This window comes from Bilophila sp. T19-St14 (genome assembly GCF_059728385.1).
In genome coordinates, this window is record NZ_BAAGFT010000001.1 from 3,018,871 (window position 1) to 3,040,409 (window position 21,539).

16 protein-coding genes, 1 tRNA gene and 1 pseudogene are annotated in these 21,539 nt (G+C 54.9%); 3 read left to right on the top strand and 15 right to left on the bottom strand.

What is annotated here, in order from left to right; all coding sequences use genetic code 11:
- Nucleotide 1: 1 nt before the first annotated feature.
- From fabZ to lysS, 8 genes are all read right to left on the bottom strand, one after another.
- Nucleotides 2–463 carry a 3-hydroxyacyl-ACP dehydratase FabZ gene (gene fabZ / locus AC6I1V_RS12755; RefSeq protein WP_302552178.1) on the bottom strand — a complete coding sequence of 154 codons (462 nt, stop codon included), beginning with the start codon at nucleotides 461–463 and terminating at the stop codon, nucleotides 2–4.
- A gap of 33 nt (nucleotides 464–496) precedes the next feature.
- Nucleotides 497–1,531 (bottom strand): UDP-3-O-(3-hydroxymyristoyl)glucosamine N-acyltransferase, encoded by a 1,035-nt coding sequence (lpxD, locus tag AC6I1V_RS12760; protein ID WP_337431805.1) that lies wholly within the window; start codon nucleotides 1,529–1,531, stop codon nucleotides 497–499.
- Nucleotides 1,532–2,086 (bottom strand): OmpH/Skp family outer membrane protein, encoded by a 555-nt coding sequence (locus AC6I1V_RS12765; protein ID WP_302552176.1) that lies wholly within the window; start codon nucleotides 2,084–2,086, stop codon nucleotides 1,532–1,534.
- 932 nt (nucleotides 2,087–3,018) lie between these two features.
- Nucleotides 3,019–4,695 (bottom strand): N-acetylmuramoyl-L-alanine amidase, encoded by a 1,677-nt coding sequence (locus AC6I1V_RS12770; protein ID WP_482331330.1) that lies wholly within the window; start codon nucleotides 4,693–4,695, stop codon nucleotides 3,019–3,021.
- A gap of 113 nt (nucleotides 4,696–4,808) precedes the next feature.
- Nucleotides 4,809–7,508: an outer membrane protein assembly factor BamA gene (bamA, locus tag AC6I1V_RS12775; protein ID WP_302552174.1), complete on the bottom strand. Its 2,700-nt coding sequence runs from the start codon at nucleotides 7,506–7,508 to the stop codon at nucleotides 4,809–4,811.
- A complete protein-coding gene (locus tag AC6I1V_RS12780; RefSeq protein WP_479858184.1) occupies nucleotides 7,465–8,205 on the bottom strand; it encodes an ABC transporter ATP-binding protein in 741 nt (246 codons plus the stop codon). Before AC6I1V_RS12780 ends, bamA begins: the two co-directional genes overlap by 44 nt.
- Nucleotides 8,202–9,494: a lipoprotein-releasing ABC transporter permease subunit gene (locus AC6I1V_RS12785; RefSeq protein ID WP_486853605.1), complete on the bottom strand. Its 1,293-nt coding sequence runs from the start codon at nucleotides 9,492–9,494 to the stop codon at nucleotides 8,202–8,204. Before AC6I1V_RS12785 ends, AC6I1V_RS12780 begins: the two co-directional genes overlap by 4 nt.
- 5 nt (nucleotides 9,495–9,499) lie before the next feature.
- On the bottom strand, nucleotides 9,500–11,005 hold the full coding sequence (gene lysS / locus AC6I1V_RS12790; RefSeq protein WP_302552201.1) for a lysine--tRNA ligase: 1,506 nt from the start codon (nucleotides 11,003–11,005) through the stop codon (nucleotides 9,500–9,502).
- A gap of 500 nt (nucleotides 11,006–11,505) precedes the next feature.
- Here lysS and AC6I1V_RS12795 point away from each other — a divergent pair.
- A tRNA-Asn gene (locus AC6I1V_RS12795) sits at nucleotides 11,506–11,581 on the top strand.
- 476 nt (nucleotides 11,582–12,057) lie between these two features.
- Here the strand turns inward: AC6I1V_RS12795 and AC6I1V_RS12800 are convergent.
- The 7 genes and pseudogenes from AC6I1V_RS12800 to AC6I1V_RS12830 all read right to left on the bottom strand — a co-directional run bounded on the left by AC6I1V_RS12800 (nucleotide 12,058) and on the right by AC6I1V_RS12830 (nucleotide 18,727).
- Nucleotides 12,058–12,936 (bottom strand): annotated as a pseudogene (locus AC6I1V_RS12800) (Rpn family recombination-promoting nuclease/putative transposase).
- Between the two features lie 95 nt (nucleotides 12,937–13,031).
- Entirely contained in the window at nucleotides 13,032–13,178 is a 147-nt protein-coding gene (locus AC6I1V_RS12805) for a hypothetical protein (RefSeq protein WP_497737031.1), read from the bottom strand.
- A gap of 50 nt (nucleotides 13,179–13,228) precedes the next feature.
- Nucleotides 13,229–13,831 carry a hypothetical protein gene (locus AC6I1V_RS12810; protein ID WP_497737032.1) on the bottom strand — a complete coding sequence of 201 codons (603 nt, stop codon included), beginning with the start codon at nucleotides 13,829–13,831 and terminating at the stop codon, nucleotides 13,229–13,231.
- 79 nt (nucleotides 13,832–13,910) lie between these two features.
- Nucleotides 13,911–14,924, bottom strand: a complete 1,014-nt coding sequence (locus AC6I1V_RS12815; protein WP_497737033.1) for a DUF3150 domain-containing protein — start codon at nucleotides 14,922–14,924, stop codon at nucleotides 13,911–13,913.
- 230 nt (nucleotides 14,925–15,154) lie between these two features.
- A complete protein-coding gene (locus AC6I1V_RS12820; protein WP_497737034.1) occupies nucleotides 15,155–16,147 on the bottom strand; it encodes an AAA family ATPase in 993 nt (330 codons plus the stop codon).
- Nucleotides 16,148–16,499: 352 nt separating this feature from the next.
- A complete protein-coding gene (locus AC6I1V_RS12825) occupies nucleotides 16,500–17,411 on the bottom strand; it encodes a hypothetical protein (protein ID WP_497737035.1) in 912 nt (303 codons plus the stop codon).
- 842 nt (nucleotides 17,412–18,253) lie between these two features.
- Entirely contained in the window at nucleotides 18,254–18,727 is a 474-nt protein-coding gene (locus AC6I1V_RS12830; RefSeq protein WP_497737036.1) for an ERF family protein, read from the bottom strand.
- A gap of 885 nt (nucleotides 18,728–19,612) precedes the next feature.
- Here AC6I1V_RS12830 and AC6I1V_RS12835 point away from each other — a divergent pair.
- Nucleotides 19,613–20,740 (top strand): glycosyltransferase, encoded by a 1,128-nt coding sequence (locus tag AC6I1V_RS12835; RefSeq protein ID WP_497737037.1) that lies wholly within the window; start codon nucleotides 19,613–19,615, stop codon nucleotides 20,738–20,740.
- A complete protein-coding gene (locus AC6I1V_RS12840; protein WP_497737038.1) occupies nucleotides 20,737–21,519 on the top strand; it encodes an ABC transporter permease in 783 nt (260 codons plus the stop codon). The genes AC6I1V_RS12835 and AC6I1V_RS12840 overlap by 4 nt, the downstream gene beginning before the upstream one ends.
- The last annotated feature ends 20 nt before the right edge of the window (nucleotides 21,520–21,539 follow it).

Genomic DNA, 21,539 nt, shown 5'->3' on the forward strand with positions numbered 1-21,539 from the left:
ACTACACGTCCCCACGATCGGTCACGGCGGCGGTGAGTTCCGCTTCGGCGGCAAGCACGCCGTCAACGTAAGCCCGGCCCTCCATCTTCCACAGCTTCAGCTTGTGGCGGATAAGGCGGCATTCCAGATCCAGGCGATCGCCGGGGAAGACCGGACGGCGGAAGCGAACCTTTTCAAGCCCGGAGAAGAGGAAGAGCTTCCCGACTGTTTCGCTCGGATCGAAACCATGCAGCACCAGCAGGCCGCCAGCCTGCGCCAGGGCTTCAATGATGAGCACGCCGGGCATCACCGGGACGCCGGGAAAATGCCCCTGAAAGAACGGCTCATTGAAGCTGACGCACTTATGTGCCTTGATGTGTTCCCCATCCACGATTTCGTTGACCCTGTCCACGAGCAGGAAGGGGTAACGGTGGGGGAGGAGCTCCAGAATCTTGCGGATGTCAAACGAGGTAGGCTGGTCCATGCTGTGTATTCCTTGAGTCTGAATTGCAAAGGGCTAGGCGCCCGGCTTGCCGCCCTTGAGGTCTTCCAGTTCCTTTTCAAGCTTGGACAGCCGCTTGAAGAGTTCGGGGAAGCGGGGCATGAGGGCCAGCGTGCGCATATAGGTACGCTGATCCACGGTGGGCGTGCCGCCCACGACGACGTCGCTGGGGATATCTTTGGCAACCCCCGACTGGGGCCCGATGGTGACGTTGTCGCCGATGTGCAGGTGCCCGGCGATGCCGACCTGTCCGGCGAACGTGCAGTTGTCCCCGACCGTGGTGGAGCCGGAAATGCCCACTTGCGAGACGATGAAACCGTTGCGGCCTATCTGCACATTATGCCCGATCTGCGCGAGATTGTCGATTTTGGTGCCGTCGCCGATGCGGGTGACGTCGAGCACGGCCCGGTCGATGGCGGCGTTGGCCCCCACCTCGACGGCGTTGCCGATGGCGACCTTGCCGACCTGCGGGATTTTCTGGATGCCCGCGGGAGTCCGGGCGAAGCCGAAACCGTCCGCGCCGAGCACGGAACCCGGATGGAGGATGCAGCCTTCGCCGACGTGCGTCCCGGCCATAAGCACCGCGTTCGGATAGATGGTGGTGCCCTTGCCTATGCGGACATTCTCGCCCACATAGACGCCGGGGAAGAGCTTGGCGCCGCTTCCCACTTTGGCATGGGGCCCGATGTAGACGAAGGGATAAACGGTCACCCCTTCACCAAGCTCGGCATCGGGGTGGATGAAGGCCAAGGGGCTGATTCCGGAAAAGCTGCCCTGCGGCGCGGCAAACAGCTCCAGAACGCGGCCGAAATCTTGGTAGGGATTTTCGCTGATCAGGGCGCGTCTGACATCCCCGGCGTGTTCGGGACGGACGATGACGGCGCCAGCCCGCGTTTCCGCGAGCTGGTCAGCGTATTTGGGATTTGCCAGAAAGCTCACTTCATCGGGCCCTGCCCCCTCCAAGGTGTTGACGCCGATGACTTCGGCATCGTCTCCCTGCAGGGTCAAGCCAAGCCGGGCCGCGATTTCGGAGAGTTTACGGGCAGCCATTTACTTCTTACCGGTCTTGGGTTCCGGGAACTTGCTGCCGCCGGCCTTCCACAGACGGTTGACTTCAGCGAGGACGGGCTTGGTGATGTCAAGGGTGGGGGTGGCGTACATCACGCTGCCGGCAGCGGCGTCGAGGATGAGATCGAGCTTCTGCTGCTTGGCGATCGTGGTGGCGGCGTCGTAGATCTGCTGAGCCATGCTCTGACGGATCTGGTTTTCGGTGTTTTCCACCTTACGGGCGAAGTTGCGGGACTTTTCCTCAAAAGCGCGGCGCAGGCGGAGGAATTCCATCTGCTTGTCTTCGCGTTCCTTGGCGGACATCTTGGCGACCTGAGCTTGAAGGGCTTCACCCTTGGCCTGCAGATCCTTCGCCTGCTTTTCAAGCTGCGTCTTTTCGGCGCCGAACTGCGACTGCAGCTTCTGCTGGGCGGCCTTGGCAGCGTCGCTGTCCATAGCAACGGCCTGAGAGTTGAACACGCCGATTTTCATATCGGCGAAAGCGGAACCCGCCATCAGCACACAAGCCACAAGAGCGAGGGACAATACTCTGAACATATTCTTCTCCTTGAATGTACGGACACTAGCGGGAACCCTGCCCGCAGATCGAAATGGATAGCCTTCAACGCGTGAGTCGTCAAGACATGTTCCAATACGGCATAAAGACGGGGGGAGAGCCCACCGTTCCGAAAAGGTTCTTATATCCAGTTATTCCAGAACATAAAGAAACTGAGGGGCCTTTATGGATGCGCCCAATGCAGGGACGGCCGTGTTTTTTCTTTGTCCGTGCCATAGGAAACATTGATGCTTTTTTCCTTGAAATTTCAAAGGAATAACCAGTAAAAGGCCCCAAGCATGGAGCCCGTAGGCGGAAAAGCTGGAAAAAATGCCTGTATTCCCAGCATAGTGTAAAGAGAAGACAGGGCTCTGTCACAGAGTATATGGTTGTTTCATCTCCACAGCACGATGAAAATACCGCCTTTTTCTCCAGTTTTCCCATTGGCGGAATCCATATCTAAGGCATTTTGTCGGGTAATCCTTTGAAACTTTGAGGAAAAAGCATCAGCCATGTTCTATGATGCAGCCTAAAACAGCCACATGCTATGGTAGAGCCTTTTTTCAGCGGGGGCCGTACTGCCGCAGTATTGCGTTAAAGAGAATCCCGTGGGCAGAAAGTACCCTTTGGGGGAGTCCTTGCTGTGGGAACTTTCCCAAGCAAAAGAGCCCGGCAAAAGGGCGAGCTTTGGGGGAGACATTCACGTTTTTAATAAATCTTGTATTCAACTATGTGAGACTTAGAATGAATTTTTTTAGAAGGCTCTGTTATAAGTATGTGGTTGTTTCATCTCCACAGTGCGGTGAAAATACAGCCTGTTAGAAATCCATTGAAAAAGTGAATGCCTCCTTTGGGAATGTCCGCTCAAAAGGCAACGCGGAGGATAAGGCTTGGAAAGGAAATGCCGCCAGACGGAGGCTCAAGGGAGGCGGAATCAGCGTTTGGCTCCGTCCAGACTTCCCAAGTGGGCAAGGATGCCGGAAGCGATCCCCTCCGCCAACGCCTGCCGATATGTGGGGATAAGAAGGTTCGCGGCTTCCTGTTCGTTTGAGCAATAGCCGACCTCCACGAGGACACCCGGCATATTCGCACCGAGCAGAACCTTGAAGGGGGCGGACTTGACGCCTCCGTTTCGGACGGTGAATGTTTTTTCCTTCATGACGGAGAGGGTACATTTTTGGATGGTGTCGGCGAGCCGCCGGGATTCTTGGTTGCGCACCGACGACGCGGCGGCAGGGGAGCCCGCATCCCCCTTATGGCCGCCGTTGGCGTTTTCCCGCCCGGCGATTTTGCCCGCATCCGCACTGCTTGAGGCGGTACCTGGGAAATACGTTTCCAAGCCGCAGGCGTTTTCATTCGGGCTGGCGTTGACGTGGATGGACAGCAGCACATCGGCGCGGGCTTGGTTGGCTATGTACGAACGGGTGGACAACGAAACCCATGTATTGTCCGTGCGGGTATATCGCACCTGGATGCCTTTGCCCGCGAGGATAGCGCCTACGCGCTTGGCGATGTCCAGCGTCACTTCGCGCTCGACGACGCCGTTGTGCACGGTTCCGGGATCTTTGCCGCCGTGGCCGGGATCGATCACGACGGAACGGGTGGCGAACCGGAAGATCGGATCGCTCGACTGAAGCCCTTGGCCGAATGGGATGCCGCGGGGCATGGCCGCATCCGCCGCCGAGGTCGTGATGACGATACGGAACGGCGAGGATTCCGTTTTGACCATGAAGCGTTTGATCTGCCTGAAATCAAGCAAAAGCCGCGTCTTGTCGGGTGCGGACAGGTCAAGGCGCATACGGCGGAGGGAACTGCCCTGCACTTTGATGCCGGGGCGGATCGTCGAGGCCGGATTGACGCCCATGAGATCCACGACCATCCTGTTTGGGGCGGCGTTTTTCTTGCCGCCGCGCTGCGTATCAATGGACCAGATGATGGGGCGATCGAACTCCAGCGTGACGACGGCCAGATTTTTCCGGTTTTCCCATTTCATGTCGGTCAGGAGCGCCGCCGCCTTCTTGCCCGGCGTGCCGCTCTTGGCCGCTTCCAGCGCCGCCTTGAGGCGCTGGGCGTACAGCTTGGCTTCCGGCGCGATATCGCCCTTGGGGTATTGCCTCTGGATGGCGTCCAGCGCTTCCTGCGCCCCGGAAAAATCGTTGAGCCGTTCCGCCTTGAGGCGCGCAATGCCGAACAGCACGTCATCAGCCAGCACATGGTTGGCGTAATCCTTGAGGAACATCCCATACCGCCCGACGGCGGCTTGCGCGTCCTGCCGCAGCATGGAACGCTTGGCGAGTTCCTCCATCGCCAACGCCGAACGGAAGAGCGCCGCAGGGCGGTTGCGCCAGCGCGGGTGCTTCTCATAGATGTCAAAAAACGACTGGGCGAGGGCTTCCCACGGCTCACGCCAGCCGCCGCGTTTGGAGTCGTTCTTCAGCAGCGCCATATCCTGCTTGGCCTTCTCGTATTTCTGCTCAAAGGAGGGGGCCGCATGCGCTCCGGAAAACGCGGCCGCGAACAGGGCGAGGGCAAAGGCGGCCAAAAGGAGCCTGAACAGGCGCGCAATGGCGGCGGATGGGCTGTGCGGAGTCTGGGAGCCGGTACGAATCATGAAGGGGAAGCTGTCCTGATGGGCGGCTGCGCCGCGTCGAAGAAGCCCGCCCGTGCGGAAGCGGGCAAAGCGGAAGGGGTGCGGGAAAGGGAACCCTTCCCGCACCCTTGTTTTTAGAAGAACTGGCCCATGGAGAACTCGAACCGTCCGCCGGGGCGGTCGCCCTTGACGTTCTTGTCCAGCGGGAAGCCGTAGGCGAAGCGCAGATCGCCCATGGGCGAACGCCAGCGCAGTTCAAGGCCGACCGACTTCTTCAGTTCGCTGAAGGGATCGGAAGTCTGGCTGGAGTCGATGTTGTAGCCGATGTCGAAGAACGGCACGAGGGCGATGCCCATTTCCGGGTGGAACGTCCAGATGTATTCAAAGTTCAGGAAGCCCATGCGGTCGCCGCCGATTTCGTCATGGTACTTGGGATCGCGCGGGGCAAGGTCTTCCGAGTCATAACCACGGATGGAGTCGATGCCGCCGATGAAGAAGCGGTCGAACACGGGTACCGGCTTGTCGGAGTTTTCAAACACGCCGCCGACGCGCCCACGCCAGTGGAAGATGTGGTTCGGGTTGCGGAACAGCGTATGGAACGACTGCAATTCACCGATGGGCTTGAAGAAGTTGTCGTTGCCGCCGATACCGCCGCCGCCGTATTCCATGGAGACGCGGCCCACCACGCCGGACGTAGGACGTTCGCGCGAGTCGGTGGAGTCGTAGGTGATGCTGGTGCTCACGACGCTCGACAGGTTCTTGCCTTCATATTCCTTGTAGGCGCGGGATGCCGAATCGGGGATGTCGAACAGGGTGTAGCGGTCGAGACGGTAGCCCACGGATACCGAGGTGTATTCGCCGATGGGGTGGAAGAGGCGAATGGTGTTGCCTATGGTCTTCTTCTTGAAGTCGTCCCATTCTTCCCAGATGGCGTAGCTGTTGTTGCTGAAGCCGAAATCGGTATCGTAGATGCGCGGGTTGACGAAAGACAAGTCCAGATACGAGGACTTGCCGGACACGAACCCCTGCAGGGCGAGCGAGTAGCCGCGGCCGAACAGGTTGCGCTCCTGAATGCTGCCGCTCACGCCGAACTGATAGAAGGTCGAGTAGCCCACGCCGCCCATAATGGCGCCGGTGCGGTCTTCCTTCAGGTTGACGCGGAGATCGACTTCATCGTCCTTGTCGGTCGGGACGATGGTCGTATCGGCCTGCGTAAAGTAGCGGAGGCGGTTCAGGCGTTCGTTGGAACGGCGCAGCTTGGAGCCGTCGAACTGGTCGCCGTCGGCGAGGCGCAGTTCGCGGAAGATGACGTTGTCGCGGGTGCGGGTGTTGCCCTGCGTGACCACGCGGCGGATATGCACCTTCTGCTTCTTGTGCGGCACATAGAAGACGTCAATGACGCCCTCCTCGGCACTTTTCGGGGTGTCCACATCGACCTCGGCGAAGGCGTAGCCGTAATTGCCGTAGAAGTCGGTGAGGGCTTTGATGTCGTCCTGCAGGACGGTGAGGGAGAAATACCCGTTGGAATCCTTATAGTCGTCAAGCTTGATCACTTCTTTCAGGCGTTCGTCGTTGTCGATGAGATCGCCCTTGAAGCCGATTTCGCCGAGTTTATAGCGTATGCCTTCATTGATGGTGAACGTGACGGTGATGCCGTCTTCGGAGTAGTCCACCTGCGGCGCGGCGACCTGAATGTCCACGTAGCCGTGGTTCATGGCGTAGGCCGTGATCGCGGCGGAGTCGCGCTCAAGGTACTCTTCGCGGAGCACGCCCGTGCCGGTAACCCATGACAGGATGCCGTGCTCTTGGAGCGCGAGTTCCTTCTTGAGGTCGTCGGCGTCGATGCTCTGGAGCCCTTCGAGCTTGATTTCCTTGATGTAGAGCTTCTTGCCTTCCTTCACGTCGAAGACCAGCACGGCCGAGGCGCTGTTGGCCTTCTGTTCGATGCGGTAGTTGACTTCGGCGAGGTAGAAGCCTTCCTTGCGGTACAGCTCGGTGACCTTCTGGATGTCTTCGGCAAGCAGGCGATCGTTGAGGACGGATCCCGTCTTGGAGCTCATGGCCGCCAGGATGTCTTCTTTTTTGACCTCGTCGGAGCCGTTGACGATCACGTCGTCAATGCGGGGCTTTTCCTTGACCGTGAACACGAGCACGCGGCCCTGCCCGCCCTGTTCGATGTCGGCGTTCACGTCGCTGAAGTAGCCGAGATCCCAGATACGCTTGATTTCTTCATTGAGCGTGGCGGGATCGACCACGTCACCCTTCCGTGTGGACAGGCGCATCAGCACCACATCGGGATCAAGGACTTTGACGCCGCGGATCTGGATGTCCGTGATGGCGTCGCCCTTGACCGCGCCGCCGCCCATCTTCTCGACGAGCTCGTCAACGGCGGGGAGCAGCTCGATCATGTTCTGCTTCTGGACGAAGTAGGGCTGTGCCCCCCGCTGCCCTGCGGCATCGACCATGCGGGCGTCGATGCTGAACGCGTCGCCGGTCTTGCTGAAGCTGCCGTATACGGCGTAGTTCGCCCCGGTCTGCTTGGCGATGGAACGCGCGGCCGCCAGATTGAGCTGGCTGATCCGCTGGTTCTTGAGCAGGCGCAGCGTATCCTTGGCCGGGATGACCTTAAAGCCCTTTTGGGCCAGCCGCTGTTCAAACAGCTTGGGCAGTTCGTCGTTCAGGTAGTTGAGATCCGCCCCTCCATTGATCTGGAAGGGGAGAACGGCCACACGGACGGCATCCGAGGCCGCCTGTTTGGGCGCCGCCTGAGCCGTACCGTGGAACAACAGATTACACAGCGCCAGCGCCAGCAGCGCGAGTACGCATCTCTTCATACAGTTCTCCAGATCGTAATTCGAGGCAGCGCCCGAGGGTTCCCGCCATTTCACGGTTATGGGTGACAATGACGAGGGTCATGCCGAGTGTGCGGTTCAGTTCCAGAAGCAATTCGGCGACGGAATCGCCTGTCCGCTGATCCAAGTTGCCGGTGGGCTCGTCGGCCAGCAGCACGCGGGGCTCCAGCAGGATGGCCCGCGCGATGGCGGCGCGCTGACGCTCGCCGCCGGAAAGGGTGGTTACCCTGTGATCCTTCCTGTCGGAAAGCCCGACGCGTCCGAGGGCCTGCCGTGCCAGCTCCAGCGCCTTCGACCGGTTCATCCCGGCGATGAGCGCCTGCATGGCCACGTTTTCCTCGGCGGAAAATTCGGGCAGCAGGTGGTGGAACTGGAAAACGAACCCAAGCTTCCTGTTGCGGAAATGGGCTTTTTCCTCAGGCGTCATGTCCGGCAGGCTTTTGCCCTCGAAGAGTACCTTGCCCGCGGTCGGCGTGTCCAGCGCGCCGAGCAGGTGGAGGAGGGTGGACTTGCCCGATCCCGACGCCCCGACGATGGCGAGGGACTCGCCGGCCCGGACGGTCAGGTCTATATTTTTCAGAATGGTGATGCGCTCCGCAGGGCCCTCGCAGGACTTCCCGACGCCGGAAAGCTCGTAGAGTACCGGGGGCGCGGTCGCGTATGCTGTCTGTTCCATCATTCAAACCGCAGGGCTTCGGCGGGCTCAAGGCTCGAAGCCTGCCGCGCCGGATAGATCGTGGCGAGGAAACATAGGGTCATGGCGGACACGCCGACCACAACGATATCGACCCAGTCGAGCAGGATGGGCAGGTGATCCAGCGTATAAACCCCCGGCGGAAGCTTGATGAACTGGTACCGCTGGAGGAGGAGCGCCAGCCCTATGCCGAGCACATAGCCGAGCAGGGTGCCCACCACGCCGATGATCGTGCCCTGAAGCATGAATATCCGGCGGATCATCCCCTTGGTCGCGCCCATGGACATCAGGATGGCGATGTCGTGCGTCTTTTCCATGACCAGCATGACCAGCGTGGTGACGATGGAGAAGGAGCCGATGAGGACGACCATCGCCAGCAGGATGAACATGCCGATTTTTTCGAGCTTCAACGCGGCAAAGAGATTGGCGTTCATGTCCATCCATGTGCGGACGGAAGCCAGCGGGCCAAGCTCCTTCTGGAGGGCGGCGGCGACGGTATCGGCCTTATATACGTCCTTGACGGTGACTTCGATGCCGGAAATCTGATCGGAAGGCAAGCCCAGCAGATCGCGCGCCGCCGCAAGGGAGATGAACCCAAGCGACGAATCGTATTCAAACATGCCGGTCTGGAAAATGCCCGCAACCTTGTAAGGGCGGATACGGGGCTGGAAGCCGGCGGTGGTCTTTTGCCCGGAAGGGGAAAGGAGGTTGACGCGGCTGCCCACGACCAGGCCGAGGCGCTGCGCCAGTTCCTTGCCGATGAGCACGCCGGGCGGCGCGCCCTCCACGGACGCGTTCAGGTTTGCGACGCTGCCGCTGCTCAGGCTGTCCAGCATGGTGAGGACGTCCGGCGCGGTCTTGGGATCGATGCCCCGCAGGACGACGCCTTTGACGCCCCTTGGGGAGGACAGCATGCCTTCCGCGTAAAGGAAGGGGGTGGAGCCGACGACGCCGGGGGTGGCGTCGATGCGCCGGAGCACGGCAGCCATGCCGGAGAGTTCGGGGGCTTCGCCGCCGCGCATTTTTTGGAAGTCCGCGTCCGAAGGCGGCGCGGTGAGCGCCGCCAACGGGCCGGAAACGATGATGTGCGCGTTCGCGCCGAGGATTTTATCCCGGATGTCCGTCGTAAAACCGTTGTAGACGCCGAGAACCACGACCAGCGCGGCGACGCCTATGGCCACGCCAAGCACGGACATGGCTGAAATGATATAAATGAAGGCCTGCTTGCGCCGGGCAAAGAGGTAGCGCAAGGCTACGAAGAGTTCAAAACGCATAGGGGTTAGGATTCCTGCTTCAGCAGCGGGAAGAAGATCACTTCACGAATGGACGGGGAGTCGGTCAGGAGCATGACCAGCCGGTCGATGCCGATGCCTTCGCCCGCGGCCGGGGGCATGCCGTATTCCAGCGCGCGCAGGTAATCTTCGTCCATCGCACAGGCTTCGTCGTCGCCGGCGGCCTTTTCCCGAACCTGCTGTTCAAAACGCATACGCTGGTCAATGGGATCGTTGAGTTCCGAGAACGCGTTGCCGTATTCGCGGCCCATGATGAAGAGCTCGAAACGATCCGTGATCTCCGGGTTGTCCTTGTTGCGGCGCGCCAGCGGGGAGATCTCCGTGGGGTAGTGGTAGATGAACGTGGGGGCGACGAGCTTGGGCTCGACGTCGAGGTCAAAGAGCTTGGCCTGCAGCTTGCCGAGCTTGTCCGTCTTGAGGATCTTTTCCCCGCGTTCGCGGACGTAGGCAAGCACCTTGTCGAAGTCGTTGTAGAATTCGGGGGAGTGCCCGCCGATCTTCTCCAGCGATTCGTGGAAGGTGAGGCGCTGCCACTTGCCGGGGGTCAGGTCGAGCTCCGTACCCTGATAAGTGATGATCGGGCTGCCGCAGACTTCCGTGGCGATGGTGGAGAACAGTTCCTCGGTCAGATCCATCAGATCATAAAACGTCGCATAAGCCCAGTAGAATTCGCACATGGTGAATTCGGGGTTGTGACGGATGGAGATGCCTTCATTGCGGAAGTTGCGGTTCAGCTCGAAGACCTTCTCAAAGCCGCCCACGAGGAGGCGCTTGAGGTACAGTTCGGGCGCGATGCGCATGTACAGTTCCATGTCCAGCGCGTTGTGGTGGGTGATGAACGGACGCGCCGCCGCGCCGCCCGCCACGGGATGGAGCATGGGGGTTTCCACTTCCACAAAGCCGCGCTCTTCAAGGAAAGAGCGGAAGGTGCGGATGATTTTGCTGCGCTTGCGGAAGATGTCGCGGACTTTCGGGTTGGTGATGAGGTCCACATACCGCTGGCGGTAGCGGATTTCGACGTTGGTGAGGCCCTTGTGCTTTTCGGGCAGGGAGCGGAACGACTTGGTAAGCAGGGTCACCTGATCACAGGCGAGGGTCAGCTCGTCGGTCTTGGTGCGGAAAAGCTTCCCGTGCACGCCCACGATGTCGCCGATGTCGAACTTTTTGAAATTCTTGTAGGCTTCCTCACCCATAAGATCTTTGGACGCGTAGCACTGGATACGGCCGCTGCGATCCATAAGATGGAAGAACGCGACCTTGCCGAAAGAGCGGTGGGAGATGATGCGCCCGGCACAGGTGAACGTCTCGTTCAGTTCTTCAAGCTCGGTGGCGGAACAGGCTTCGTATTCGGCCCGGATGGCCCCAGCGTCATGCGTCTTCACGAACCCATTGAGATGAAGAGGGATCCCGGCATCCATGAGTTCGCAGGATTTGACCACGCAGTTTTTGACGACTTCGTTGAGCTCGTCTTTATCGGCGAGGCTTTGAAGCATGGGCATGAAATAGGATGCGTGGACTGATTTGGTAGCAAGCTTGACGGGCTTGTGGTGCGTAGTTTCCGGGCTGCTCAAGGGAATCTCTCCATCAATTAAAATAGCGATTGGCGACCGATGATCATTTTCCGCGCTTACGGACGGCAAGAAACGCGGTCATATCCGGCGGCGAGAACGGGGCTTTGGCGGACAGGCTTCCTGTTGCGGCGCATGGCCGATGTTACACGAAAGCCGTACAATGTTCCAACGGGTTAGAGACAGCGGGAGCGTTCCTCCGTTCTCGCATTGCCTTCCCGCCCGCGGCGGCGGGACCCCCCCTCCGGCCGTGGCGCCCTGTGGACCTGATCGCACAGTTTGTATCCGCAAAGCCGTAGTCCAATTGTGCTGTACAGTCAAGGACGTGCCGCGGGTCAAAAAGTTTTTTCAAAAAAAATGAAGAAAACGCTTGACGGAAGGAAGGCATTTCGATAGACCTCTTTTCGCACCAACGAGTGCCTCATTCCCCGGTGGCTCAATCGGCAGAGCGGGTGACTGTTAATCACTAGGTTGGCGGTTCAAGTCCGTCCCGGGGAGCCAGGAAGTACAAGGCCTTGCAACGAAAGTTGCAGGGCCTTTTCTTGTTCTGAGGGGAATGTTGTCCCCATTTTTTGGTGATGGAACGTGTAGTTCCGTGAGAAGTTGTGACTATCTTTTTTATTTGCATGGCTCTTGCGTTGAGCGTTTTTTGTGGTAGGATGGTATCCTGGCCTGATGGCAGTTTCCCTCATGCTTTTGATAAAACACTCCGTTCTTCTTTGTGGGGAACGGCGTGTCAGTTTACTGTATCCTGGGAGTTGGCCTTTCAATGAGTCGTCGGACATCCTCCAATGTTTTGCCCTTGCTACCTCTACTACAATAGAGGATAACTGGCTGGTATCACTAAACTGGTCAATCTTTGTGACCAAAGGGGGGCAATCTTTTCGAAACGGGAAAACAAGAGACTGGTTACTGCGGAGCGTAACCCCTCAGCTTTTCCTCTTGCCTCTCCCTCAATAATTCCTTCAGCTTTCCCTTCAGCTTTTCCAGCCTCCTTTGCCCTTATTGTAGAATTCCGGAAACCAGTATTCCTCAAAAGACTTCATGGGAGTGGTGATGCCTTCCTGCATGGCGATTTCCTCTATACTCTGCTTGATGCGTGATTCGGTAATATCCGGATGGGTCTGCTGGACGTAGTTCAGGAACAGCCTGATGGTGTCCATGAGTTCCCTGTTCATGGCGGAATCCAGAAGCAGGAAAGTCCTTGCTATCTGTTCCACGGGATGCCTGAGCAGTAATGCCTGAAGAAGGAGAAGCATGGCATTGTCCGCAAGGTTGGCCCGCAGCTTTTCTTCAGGTAGCTCGGTAAGATTGCAGACAAGCATGGAAAAATCGGGGATGCACACGCTGAACGACGTGCCTTCCACAAAAAGTTCCCGCATTTGGTTTCCGTTCCATTTCCCCCTGCCGTGATAGATGACGATGGGGATGATGAAGGGAAGATGACCTGCCCTGGCCTGAATCGTCCCGAACTGACTTCATCCTCCCACGAGCGCCATGTGCCTGAACAGCTGGAGAGCGCATATAGGGGCCGGATTGTGTTTATGCTCGAAGGTGATGTAGATGTTTCCTTGTTTGCTGTCCTTCGTGGCGCACCGGAAGATGAGATCCGCGATGGATTCCCTCAGTCCCGGTGCGATGAAGCTTTCCCTTGTCGGTTCAAGGCTGGAGACGTCCAGAACTTCGTACATGTCCCCCGGCAGGAACTCTCTGAGAAAGTTTCCCATGGCCGCAGGGGTGGAGAAGTATTTTCTGGCGACCAGATCATGAGGATTGTCTACCTTCTGACTGTTGATAGTGAAAGAATAAGGTAAAAGGTTCCGGCTGGCAAGATGCCTGTTTTCTGATTCATTAATATCATAGCCTTGTTACACGAAATCAAATTCTGTATTCAGCTTTCCTGTTCCTCCGTACTGGACTGACGCGGATGATGGGGCCATTTATTTCCGTCTTACCTGTGCTCTTCATCCTCCATGTCTCCTGTCTCGGGAAAGGCGCCTCCTATGGAATCAAGCTCTTCTTCGTCAAATCCCAGGGCTGCTAGTGTGCATATGCCTCCAACGATAATTCCACCGATAAAATAAACCAGTTTTTCCATGACGTTTTCTCCTGAGGCCGGACAGACAGTTTCCGTCCGTCCCTGTTCGTTCAATTGAAGATGACCTTTGGTTCCGCATGGTTCTCAGGAGAATCCTTTTTCTTCGGACTTTCCACCCATTGCCGGATGATGGCTTCCAGTTCCAGAGCAAACCGGATGGAATCACTGGTTGTCCGGCATTGCGGACGAATGTTTTCCAGACAGGCGTCGAGTTGTTCCCGAAGCCCCTCGAAGTGGGCATCAACTTTCGCTGCGACTTTGTCCTTGTGCATCTGGATTTCCGGAACCGCCCATGTCCTGACGGCCAGAAGCAGGTATTCCGGAATGGACGCGACCGGAGGTGTATGTGAGTTTTCAGGAACAGATTCAAACAGGTACCTGATAATGAACCGGAAATTCTCTCCGCATCCCAGATAGATGGCGGAAAGTCTTTCTTCCACTCTCCAGTCCTCAATAATATTCATGAGATGTAACTGAAATGGCGTAAGCTTAGCTTCCTTCAGTTTCGCAAAATCCGTTTCCCGGATATGTGCCGCTTCATGATTCAGAAAGCCCTTTGTCACCTTAAGGAGTGTGTCTCCCATATCTTTCGGCAGCGCGGGAAGATGGATGGTATTGCCATCCGTAAACGCTCCGGTGCCGCCGATTTCCATCCTGACGTTGTACTGTCTGCCGAGAATGCCTGCCAGAAGGGGCAGGCTTTTCATCACATCTTTGTTTCAAATCATGGTATTACCATAAGCCCAGGCTTGGAATGTTGGCCGAAGCAACCGGTTCCACAACCGGATCGAGTTCCGGAATTTCAGGCATGGCGACAGGATACTCCTCCGTATTTTCTCCTTCCGGCATGATTGTTTCGGAAGCGGAACATGCCTGTTCCAGCACGAACCGGGGATGCTGTCCGGCAATGACCTTCTGCGAATGTTCAAGCATCAGAAGAGGATCGCGCAGCATGGAAACGATCCCCTGCAGCATGAGCAGGCCCTTTCCCGTGATGTTTCCCTTCGGAGGGACGGCATTGATGCGGGTCTGGATGAGTTGTGCAACCGGCGCGACATGAGGCTCGATGAAAGTCAGTCCCGCCAGCTTGTTCTGAAGCGTTCTGAGCGGAGACAGAGCCTTGTGCGTCACCGAATCCCTCCCCATATAGACGTTCTTCCGGATTTCATCGGCGGATGCGGAGATTTCCCTGAACAGAGTGCCGGCGAGTCCTTCCACCTCTTCCCGCAATCCGGATTCCAGTACGGCGTTCCGCTCGCGGTGTTCCGTCAGAGGCGCGACTCTGTACAACTGCCAGGCGAAAGAGAAGCGGGACCGGACATACTCGGAACCTACCGTGGACTCCCTGATGATGCCGGCCCATTTGGTATGCTTGTTGATCCAGTTTTCAATGGACTGGTCATAATCGGCAAGGAAGGTTTCCTTTTCCCTGAAGAAATCATCCCGTATGGACATGAGTTCGGTAACGACGTCTCCGGCCTTGTCTTCGGGAATGGCCCATCCGGACATGAATCTGACGCCGTGTCTGTCCAGATAGTTGAAGGCTCTGGCCTTCAGCGTGCTGAAAATTTTCAGGCTGCCCGGATCGGCAATCCGCTTGCTGCCGAGCGAGGCAAGATCTTCAGGAGGAAGTTCCGCATTTCCGAAGTCGGAAAGCGTCATCTTCCTTCTGGCGGACCAGAGCGTGATGGTGGGGGTCAGGGCCAGCAGGGAGTCCAGTACCTTGATATCCGAGAGTATATTCATATTTTTTCCTTATAAGTTTATGCAGTTATGGATGGATTGCGTTCAACTTCCTTCCCTGATTCAAGCCCATGAAAAAACGCCTCCCCATGCCGGAACCGACATGGAGAAGCGTTCGTAAAGACGCGTAATCGAGGTAGAATCGGGAAAATCTTCGGGATGCAGGTCTCCTTGCTCCATCTTACGAATGATGGGCAGGAGATGCCTTTCAAGACGGGAGGAGACGGATTGTTCTACTCCCCCAGACTGACGTTCTCCACAGGGAATACTCTCTGAACGAGTTCATGAAGCATGGCTCGTGTGGATGGAGCCGTTCTGAAGGCAAGGGCACGATCCAGGGTGTAGGAAAGCGGCTGGATTCCCTGGTGTGTGAGAGGCTGGAACTTGAGCGTGAGGTCTGCCCATCGGATCAGAGTTCTCGTACTGAGTGTGGCTTCCATGGTATTGATGGAGGTGTCCGAAGTTCCCATGAACAGACCCCGGACCTCATTTGCGAAGTCCACCATTTTTGAGGTGATGGAGTCTGGCAGTGTTGGGAAAAGCCGGGCCAGAAGAGCCTTCTCAACATCCGCAGCCGGATAGTCTACGGAGCTGACCATGAACCGGTCCTGCCAGGCAAGGTTCATGCGCAGCGTTCCCTGATAGAGACCGGTATCGTCTCCGTTCCCATTGGTATTGGCCGTGCAGGCGAATCTGAACATGGGGCTGGGATGAATCAGTTCTCCACCATTTTCCGGAAGGCACAACGGCTGTCCTTCAAGAATGCCGTTCAACCCTGCCGCCACTTCGGGAGGCAGGAGATCGACCTCGTCCATGATGAACAGCGCCCCATACCGCATGGCAAGGGCCAGAGGACCATACTGATAGACCATGTTTCCCTTTTGCAGAGAGACGTGTCCGGTCAGATCGCTGAACTCCATCCTGCCATGCGCGGTGACGTTGAACACGGGATAGTTCAGACGTGCAGCCAGTTGTTTGACAAGACTGGATTTTCCGCATCCCGCAGGTCCGTACAGATACAGCGGATCGAGCTTGTTCATGAACCAGACCACGACATCTCGTGCCGATTCATGAAAAATATAGGTCGAATCTGCAACAGGCGTGCAGGAGCACGGAGAAGAATAGCCTCTGACCATGTTGCCGGAAGCAGCGCCGCTGAAGACCAGACCGGCGTCAAATTCCGTTGCCTCAAGCTGTTCCAGCTCCTGTGGAAGTGTCTGTGTCATGATGACCTCCTGCGATTTTGAGGTTGAGAAACAAAAATCCCGGCTCCTCATGAAAGAGGAACCGGGATGGAAATGATATTCCGGCTCAGTTCAGGGATTCCAGGAGGTAATGGCTGGAATCCCCATTGGTTCAAAATCCATATCCACGCTTTCAGGGCAAGCCAGTATGGCCGCCATATTCTGGTGCATTGCCATAATCTTGCGGTATTCCTTTATTACAAGAAGAACATGTGAAAACAACCTCTATCTGCAATAAATATTGGTATTGCGTTGCCAGCATTTTGATTGAATTCTCGGCTCGACATGACGTTCATCGAAGCTTCTCCTCTTGCAGGAACCTATTATTTGCCTGTCAATTATGAGACAGTTGCTGGGTGAATAGCCGCTCGAAAGACTCTCCCTCTTTCTCACACTGGTTCAATATGACTTCTGTTTTTTCCAGGCCAAGGGAAGAGGCAAGCTCCTGATACAGTGTCCCTTTGTCCAAGCTACATCTTCCCTTCTGACGGGAAACCCGGAAACGGTATGTCCCGGCAGTAATCCACTGTCCATCGGCATCAGCCAGAGTGCAGGCCAGTTTCAGTCCGGATTCCACCGTTCCGATTTCGGTTTCCAGTTCCTTCCTGTGTCGTTTGAGTGCGGCAAGCTGTTCCAGATCCGGTTCCCATTCGGGATGCTCAAGTCCTTTGAACTTCGGACAGTCCGCGTTCCAGTCGCAGTAAGCACAAAGCGGATTGAATCCGTCCGCAGTCCGCAGAGAATCCGGAGGGAACGGATTTGTCCGGTATTCCCGTAGAGCCATCCACAGGTCTTCCGCTGTTTTCATAGATTCATCGAGCATTCCGGAATCAGGGAAATACGGACCAAACGGACGGGCGTCATCCATCGACATGCAGAGTACCCAACCCTGAATATCAACGGAGTCCGGCGAATCGGGCAATGAAATTCCCAGTCGTTCCCGGCATAACGCCGGGAATGTCCGCTGGTGAAGAACCTCCCCATTTTCCATGACAAGGTTGAATACCGGGAGATTCCAGTATTCCCGCAGCAGGGAAATCTGGCCGTAAATCTGGGTTTCATAGGCGACGGAAAGCGCGTCCGGGAGGTTTCTTGTGGATTTCAGCTCCAGAACCCGAACTCTGTACGGATTCTCACCGGCCATTGTAAAATCCAGATGCGCCCGGACAGGTATTCCTTCTCGAACGACGTCAATTTCCAGTTGTGCCAGAAAAGGAACCGCAATTGCCTTGAAGGCGTTTTCCATTCCCATCTCCAGCCAATGGCCCCTCTGAAGAACAGGCTGGCGTTTCAGAACAGTCCGCACAGTGCCCTGAGAATGGATGGCGTGTCTCCGGAAAACACTTTCGACATGAAGACGGATCGTGGGCATTCAAGCATTCGGTCAATGTCCGACATTCCGATGTACTGCGATCGGTCCCCAAGCATGGCTGAGGTCATTCACTTCGCATGTTCCTGAAGTCCATGGCAGACAAGCGACAGCAGTCTGTCTTCCTGGTTCCGTTCCGTATTCATGCGTTCCCCTCCGTATTCATCTCCCCATTTTCCCGCATAAAAATGAATTGTTCCCGTGGAACGGGAAATCCGGGTTCTCCTTCGAATTCATCCGTCGTATGCAGCGAATGCAGGAGAAATTTCCATGCATTGTCCGGCATTCCGGGGAACCGATCCGGAACGAGTTCGACGGACTTGAATCAGCGATTCCCCTCCGTTTCCCGAAAGACGGCCCTGCACCATTCATCGATCCCGATAAACCGGATGACGGTTTTGTCTTTGTTCCGCATTCCTTATTCCTCTCGTGTCTGAAAAAGGAAGAGGACCGCTGGCATCGGCAGTCCTCTTCTATGGAATATGTGGGTTGATTCATGAGGCGTCGGCATATTTCCACCATATCTTGCACTGTGCGTTCCAGTGGAAAACGGCAGCCGACAGTGTATTTTTCTGTGCCGCCGTATTGCCTGTGGCAAGGATGCATTCCCTTCCGTCCTGAGCCTCTACAATTTTGAAGGAAATGCCGTCCAGTTTCGGCAATTTTGCAAGTCCCTCTGACGTTCGATTTGAGGCCCCTGAAATTTTGTCCGTGGGTTTTTATGCCTGAAGCATCTTTTTTGATCTGAGGGGCATTTGCGGCCCTTTTCGTGCGTATGGCCCTATTTGACGATTTTTGGGGAATTCTCCATCCGTATCTTCCTCCGTCACGATGCCCAGCATGGCTGAAAGAGCATAACGACGAATGTACGTCATCGAAATTCCCACTCCCTGAGGATCGGCCCTGGGCAAGGGCACAACCGCAAGGCTTGCCTGCCATTGACCGGATTCAGCATGGGTGAGTTTCGTGACCAGCCCCAGGCAGCCGGATTCGACGGGAACAGGATACTGGCAGAGCCAGATGCCATTATCCAGAAGTGCCTGCCTGCATGAGTCCATGACACTGTTCAGTGTCGCGTACCTGCTTTTGGTGAAGGGATTGTCCGCATCTTTTAATGCGGGCTGCAGTTGTCGCTGAACCTTGAGAAGCGCCTGAGCCAGCTTGCCGATCTCTTCCGAACAGAATGTTTCCATCTTACCTCCATGACAGAAAAATGTCTGTCCGGTATTCCGGACAGACATTTACTAAAAAATATGTTATTTCAATGTAATAACATATATCTATACATTTATGAAATGTATTTTTGCTTTGAAAGGAATGTCTATACCGCTCTCTTGGGCAAGTTTTCTGTAACATCTTCCATGCAGATGAAATCGCGCAAGGGGACGGCAAGTTATACGGGAAGACTGAGGCAGGTTTTGAGTATGTGTGAATTATTTATGTTTTTTTCAAGTGATTATGGGATACAAAAGAGAAAAAACAGCTGTAGATGGCGCTGAGAATCAAAGGGGGGGATTTCCCATTTTAGGCTGGAAAGTTGAATAATTTTGGAGTAAGAGAGTGCGAAGTAAGTTAAATAAAGGGGTAACCAAAAAGTACACTTTTTTAAGGCTCTACTCTTCTTACTGCTTCGAAGAAGACAATTTTTTAGGATAAATCAATCCTAACAGTTTGTAACTAACTTTTTTAAGAAAATACGCTGAGTTGAACACTCATATTTTGTTTTTCTTACCGGAAAATATTTATCCCATGACTGGATACATCGAACTTACTCGCTTGAAACGTCTCATCATCTGGATGAGAAGAAATAAGATGAATTTCAGTGAAATAGGAAAATCACTGGGAATACTCGCATGCCTGCCGATCGTCTGGGTAAGGCTGAGCGCATTCCTTCGGAACAGCACAGGGAACTTGTTCAACTGGGTATTCCGGTCGATTTGTTACCTCATGCTGAAGATGTCAAAAGAGGCCCTAAAATAGGATATAGACAAAGATAGTTAGCATAAAAATATCAGTATGAGCATTTTGTTACAAAGGTAAGTAATTTATTAACATGTTGAAAATAATGTATATCTAGTATGTTCACTTTTAAAATATTTATGAAAAAATGCTGGAAGATATTGCCGCAATCTTTTCGCTTAATCATTTTATCGGCAATATGTCTTCGGAGTACATCCAAACGATCAGTCGTTTCAGATAATGCCATTTTCTATATACTGGGCGCCTTTCGATCGTCTAGTGGCATTGCTCAGGGAGCCCGTTTATATGCCGACAGTAAAGAGCAGGAAGGATTCCGTGTTGTTCGAGTGGATGTCGGTGGACTCATGTTGGAAAGAGCGGATCTACCTTTGCCTCAAAATGTTCTTTCAGTCAAACAGATCCAAAATATGGGAGCTGGCACTATGGTTATCCATGCCAATCCTCCCCAGTTTCAGCTTGTGGTATGTCGATTAGGGAAAAAAATACTCAAAGATAAACATTTGGTAGCTTACTGGGCATGGGAGCTGGAAAGTATTCCCAAAATTTGGAAACATGCTTTAAATTTTGTTGATGAGATTGTTGTTCCAAGTGCATTTGTACGCAATGCGTTGCGTCCTTGCACAGATAAACGCATTACTGTTGTTCCTCATCCCGTCCCCACACCAGTTCTTCGCAAAAAACGGTACGCTGTGGACGGCGTAATTCACTGCCTTTACTCCTTTGATCTCGGATCTTCATTCGAACGCAAAAATCCTCTGGCTGTACTCAAGGCTTTTAGCATGGCTTTTCAGGCAGGCGAAGCAGAACTTGTTTTTAAGGTCACCGGAGCGCGGGAGCATGGAGATAAGCTGAAACGACTGTGGCAAGCATGTTCTACAGTCTCCGGTGTGCAAATCCTAGATGCAGTGCTTTCTGTGGAAGGATTAGATGCTCTTTATATGCAGAACGATATCTATCTTTCGTTACACCGTTCTGAGGGGTATGGTCTGTCCATTCGTGAAGCCATGCAGCATGGTTTGCATGTAGTGGCTACGGGATGGTCAGGGAATATGGATTTTATGTATGGACCGTTTGCTCACTGCGTTCCATATACATTAGTCCCCGTGAAAATAGAAAAGGGACCGTATAAAGGTCTTCAAACATGCTGGGCAGAGCCTGACGTTGGCGCAGCAGCCAATATCTTGAAGAAGTTACGGCAACAGCTTCTAGAAAGGAAAAATGTATGAAGAACCAAGTAGTCCTGCACCCACCCATGTTTCGGCTTATCCGGGTCATTTTTTTGCGTGATTTCAAGGCACAGTTTCGGCGTACGCTTTTCGGGCCTGTCCTGGCCTTTATGGCTCCTGTGATCTACTTGGTTGTTTTCATATTTTTTCGAATGATGTTTGGTCTGCCCGAATCTGAAGATGCGCCTGTTTTGCCATTTCTTTTTTCCGGTGTTTCCTTATGGCTTTTTTTCAGTGCATCTGTTTCCGGTGTGTACCCCAGCGTGAGTAGTAACATGGGCATATTGCGCAAAATGCCTGTCAATCCCTTGGCATTTGCCCTGAGTTCCTTGGGAATGCCGGTTTTGACAGTAATAACATACTTAGTGCTACTTTTAGGCATGAGTCTCTTTTTTGGGGTACACCCGTCACTGTCGTGGCTTTGCTTGCCATTTTTTATCATATTTCTGGGGGGATTTGCCTTGGGAGTAGGTCTCCTAGTTTGTGCTCTTGGCATATATCGAAGGGATATCATTGTACTCCTGCCTATCATATTGCAGCTTGGCATGTTCGTTACGCCAATATTTTTCTCTCCGGAAATTGTTCCAGCACAGTTCAGGTGGGTTGTTGCCATCAATCCTGTCGCACATTCTGTATCCATGTTCCGGAACGCACTCTTTCTTGGACAGTGGCCAGATGGGGTGTCGTTTTGTGTCATACTGGCATCAACGGCGTTGGTTTGGCTTATCGGGTATCCTTTTTTTCGTCGTACCCTCCGCTATGCGGCCGATACCATCTAGGTAGGGGCGTTGAATAATGG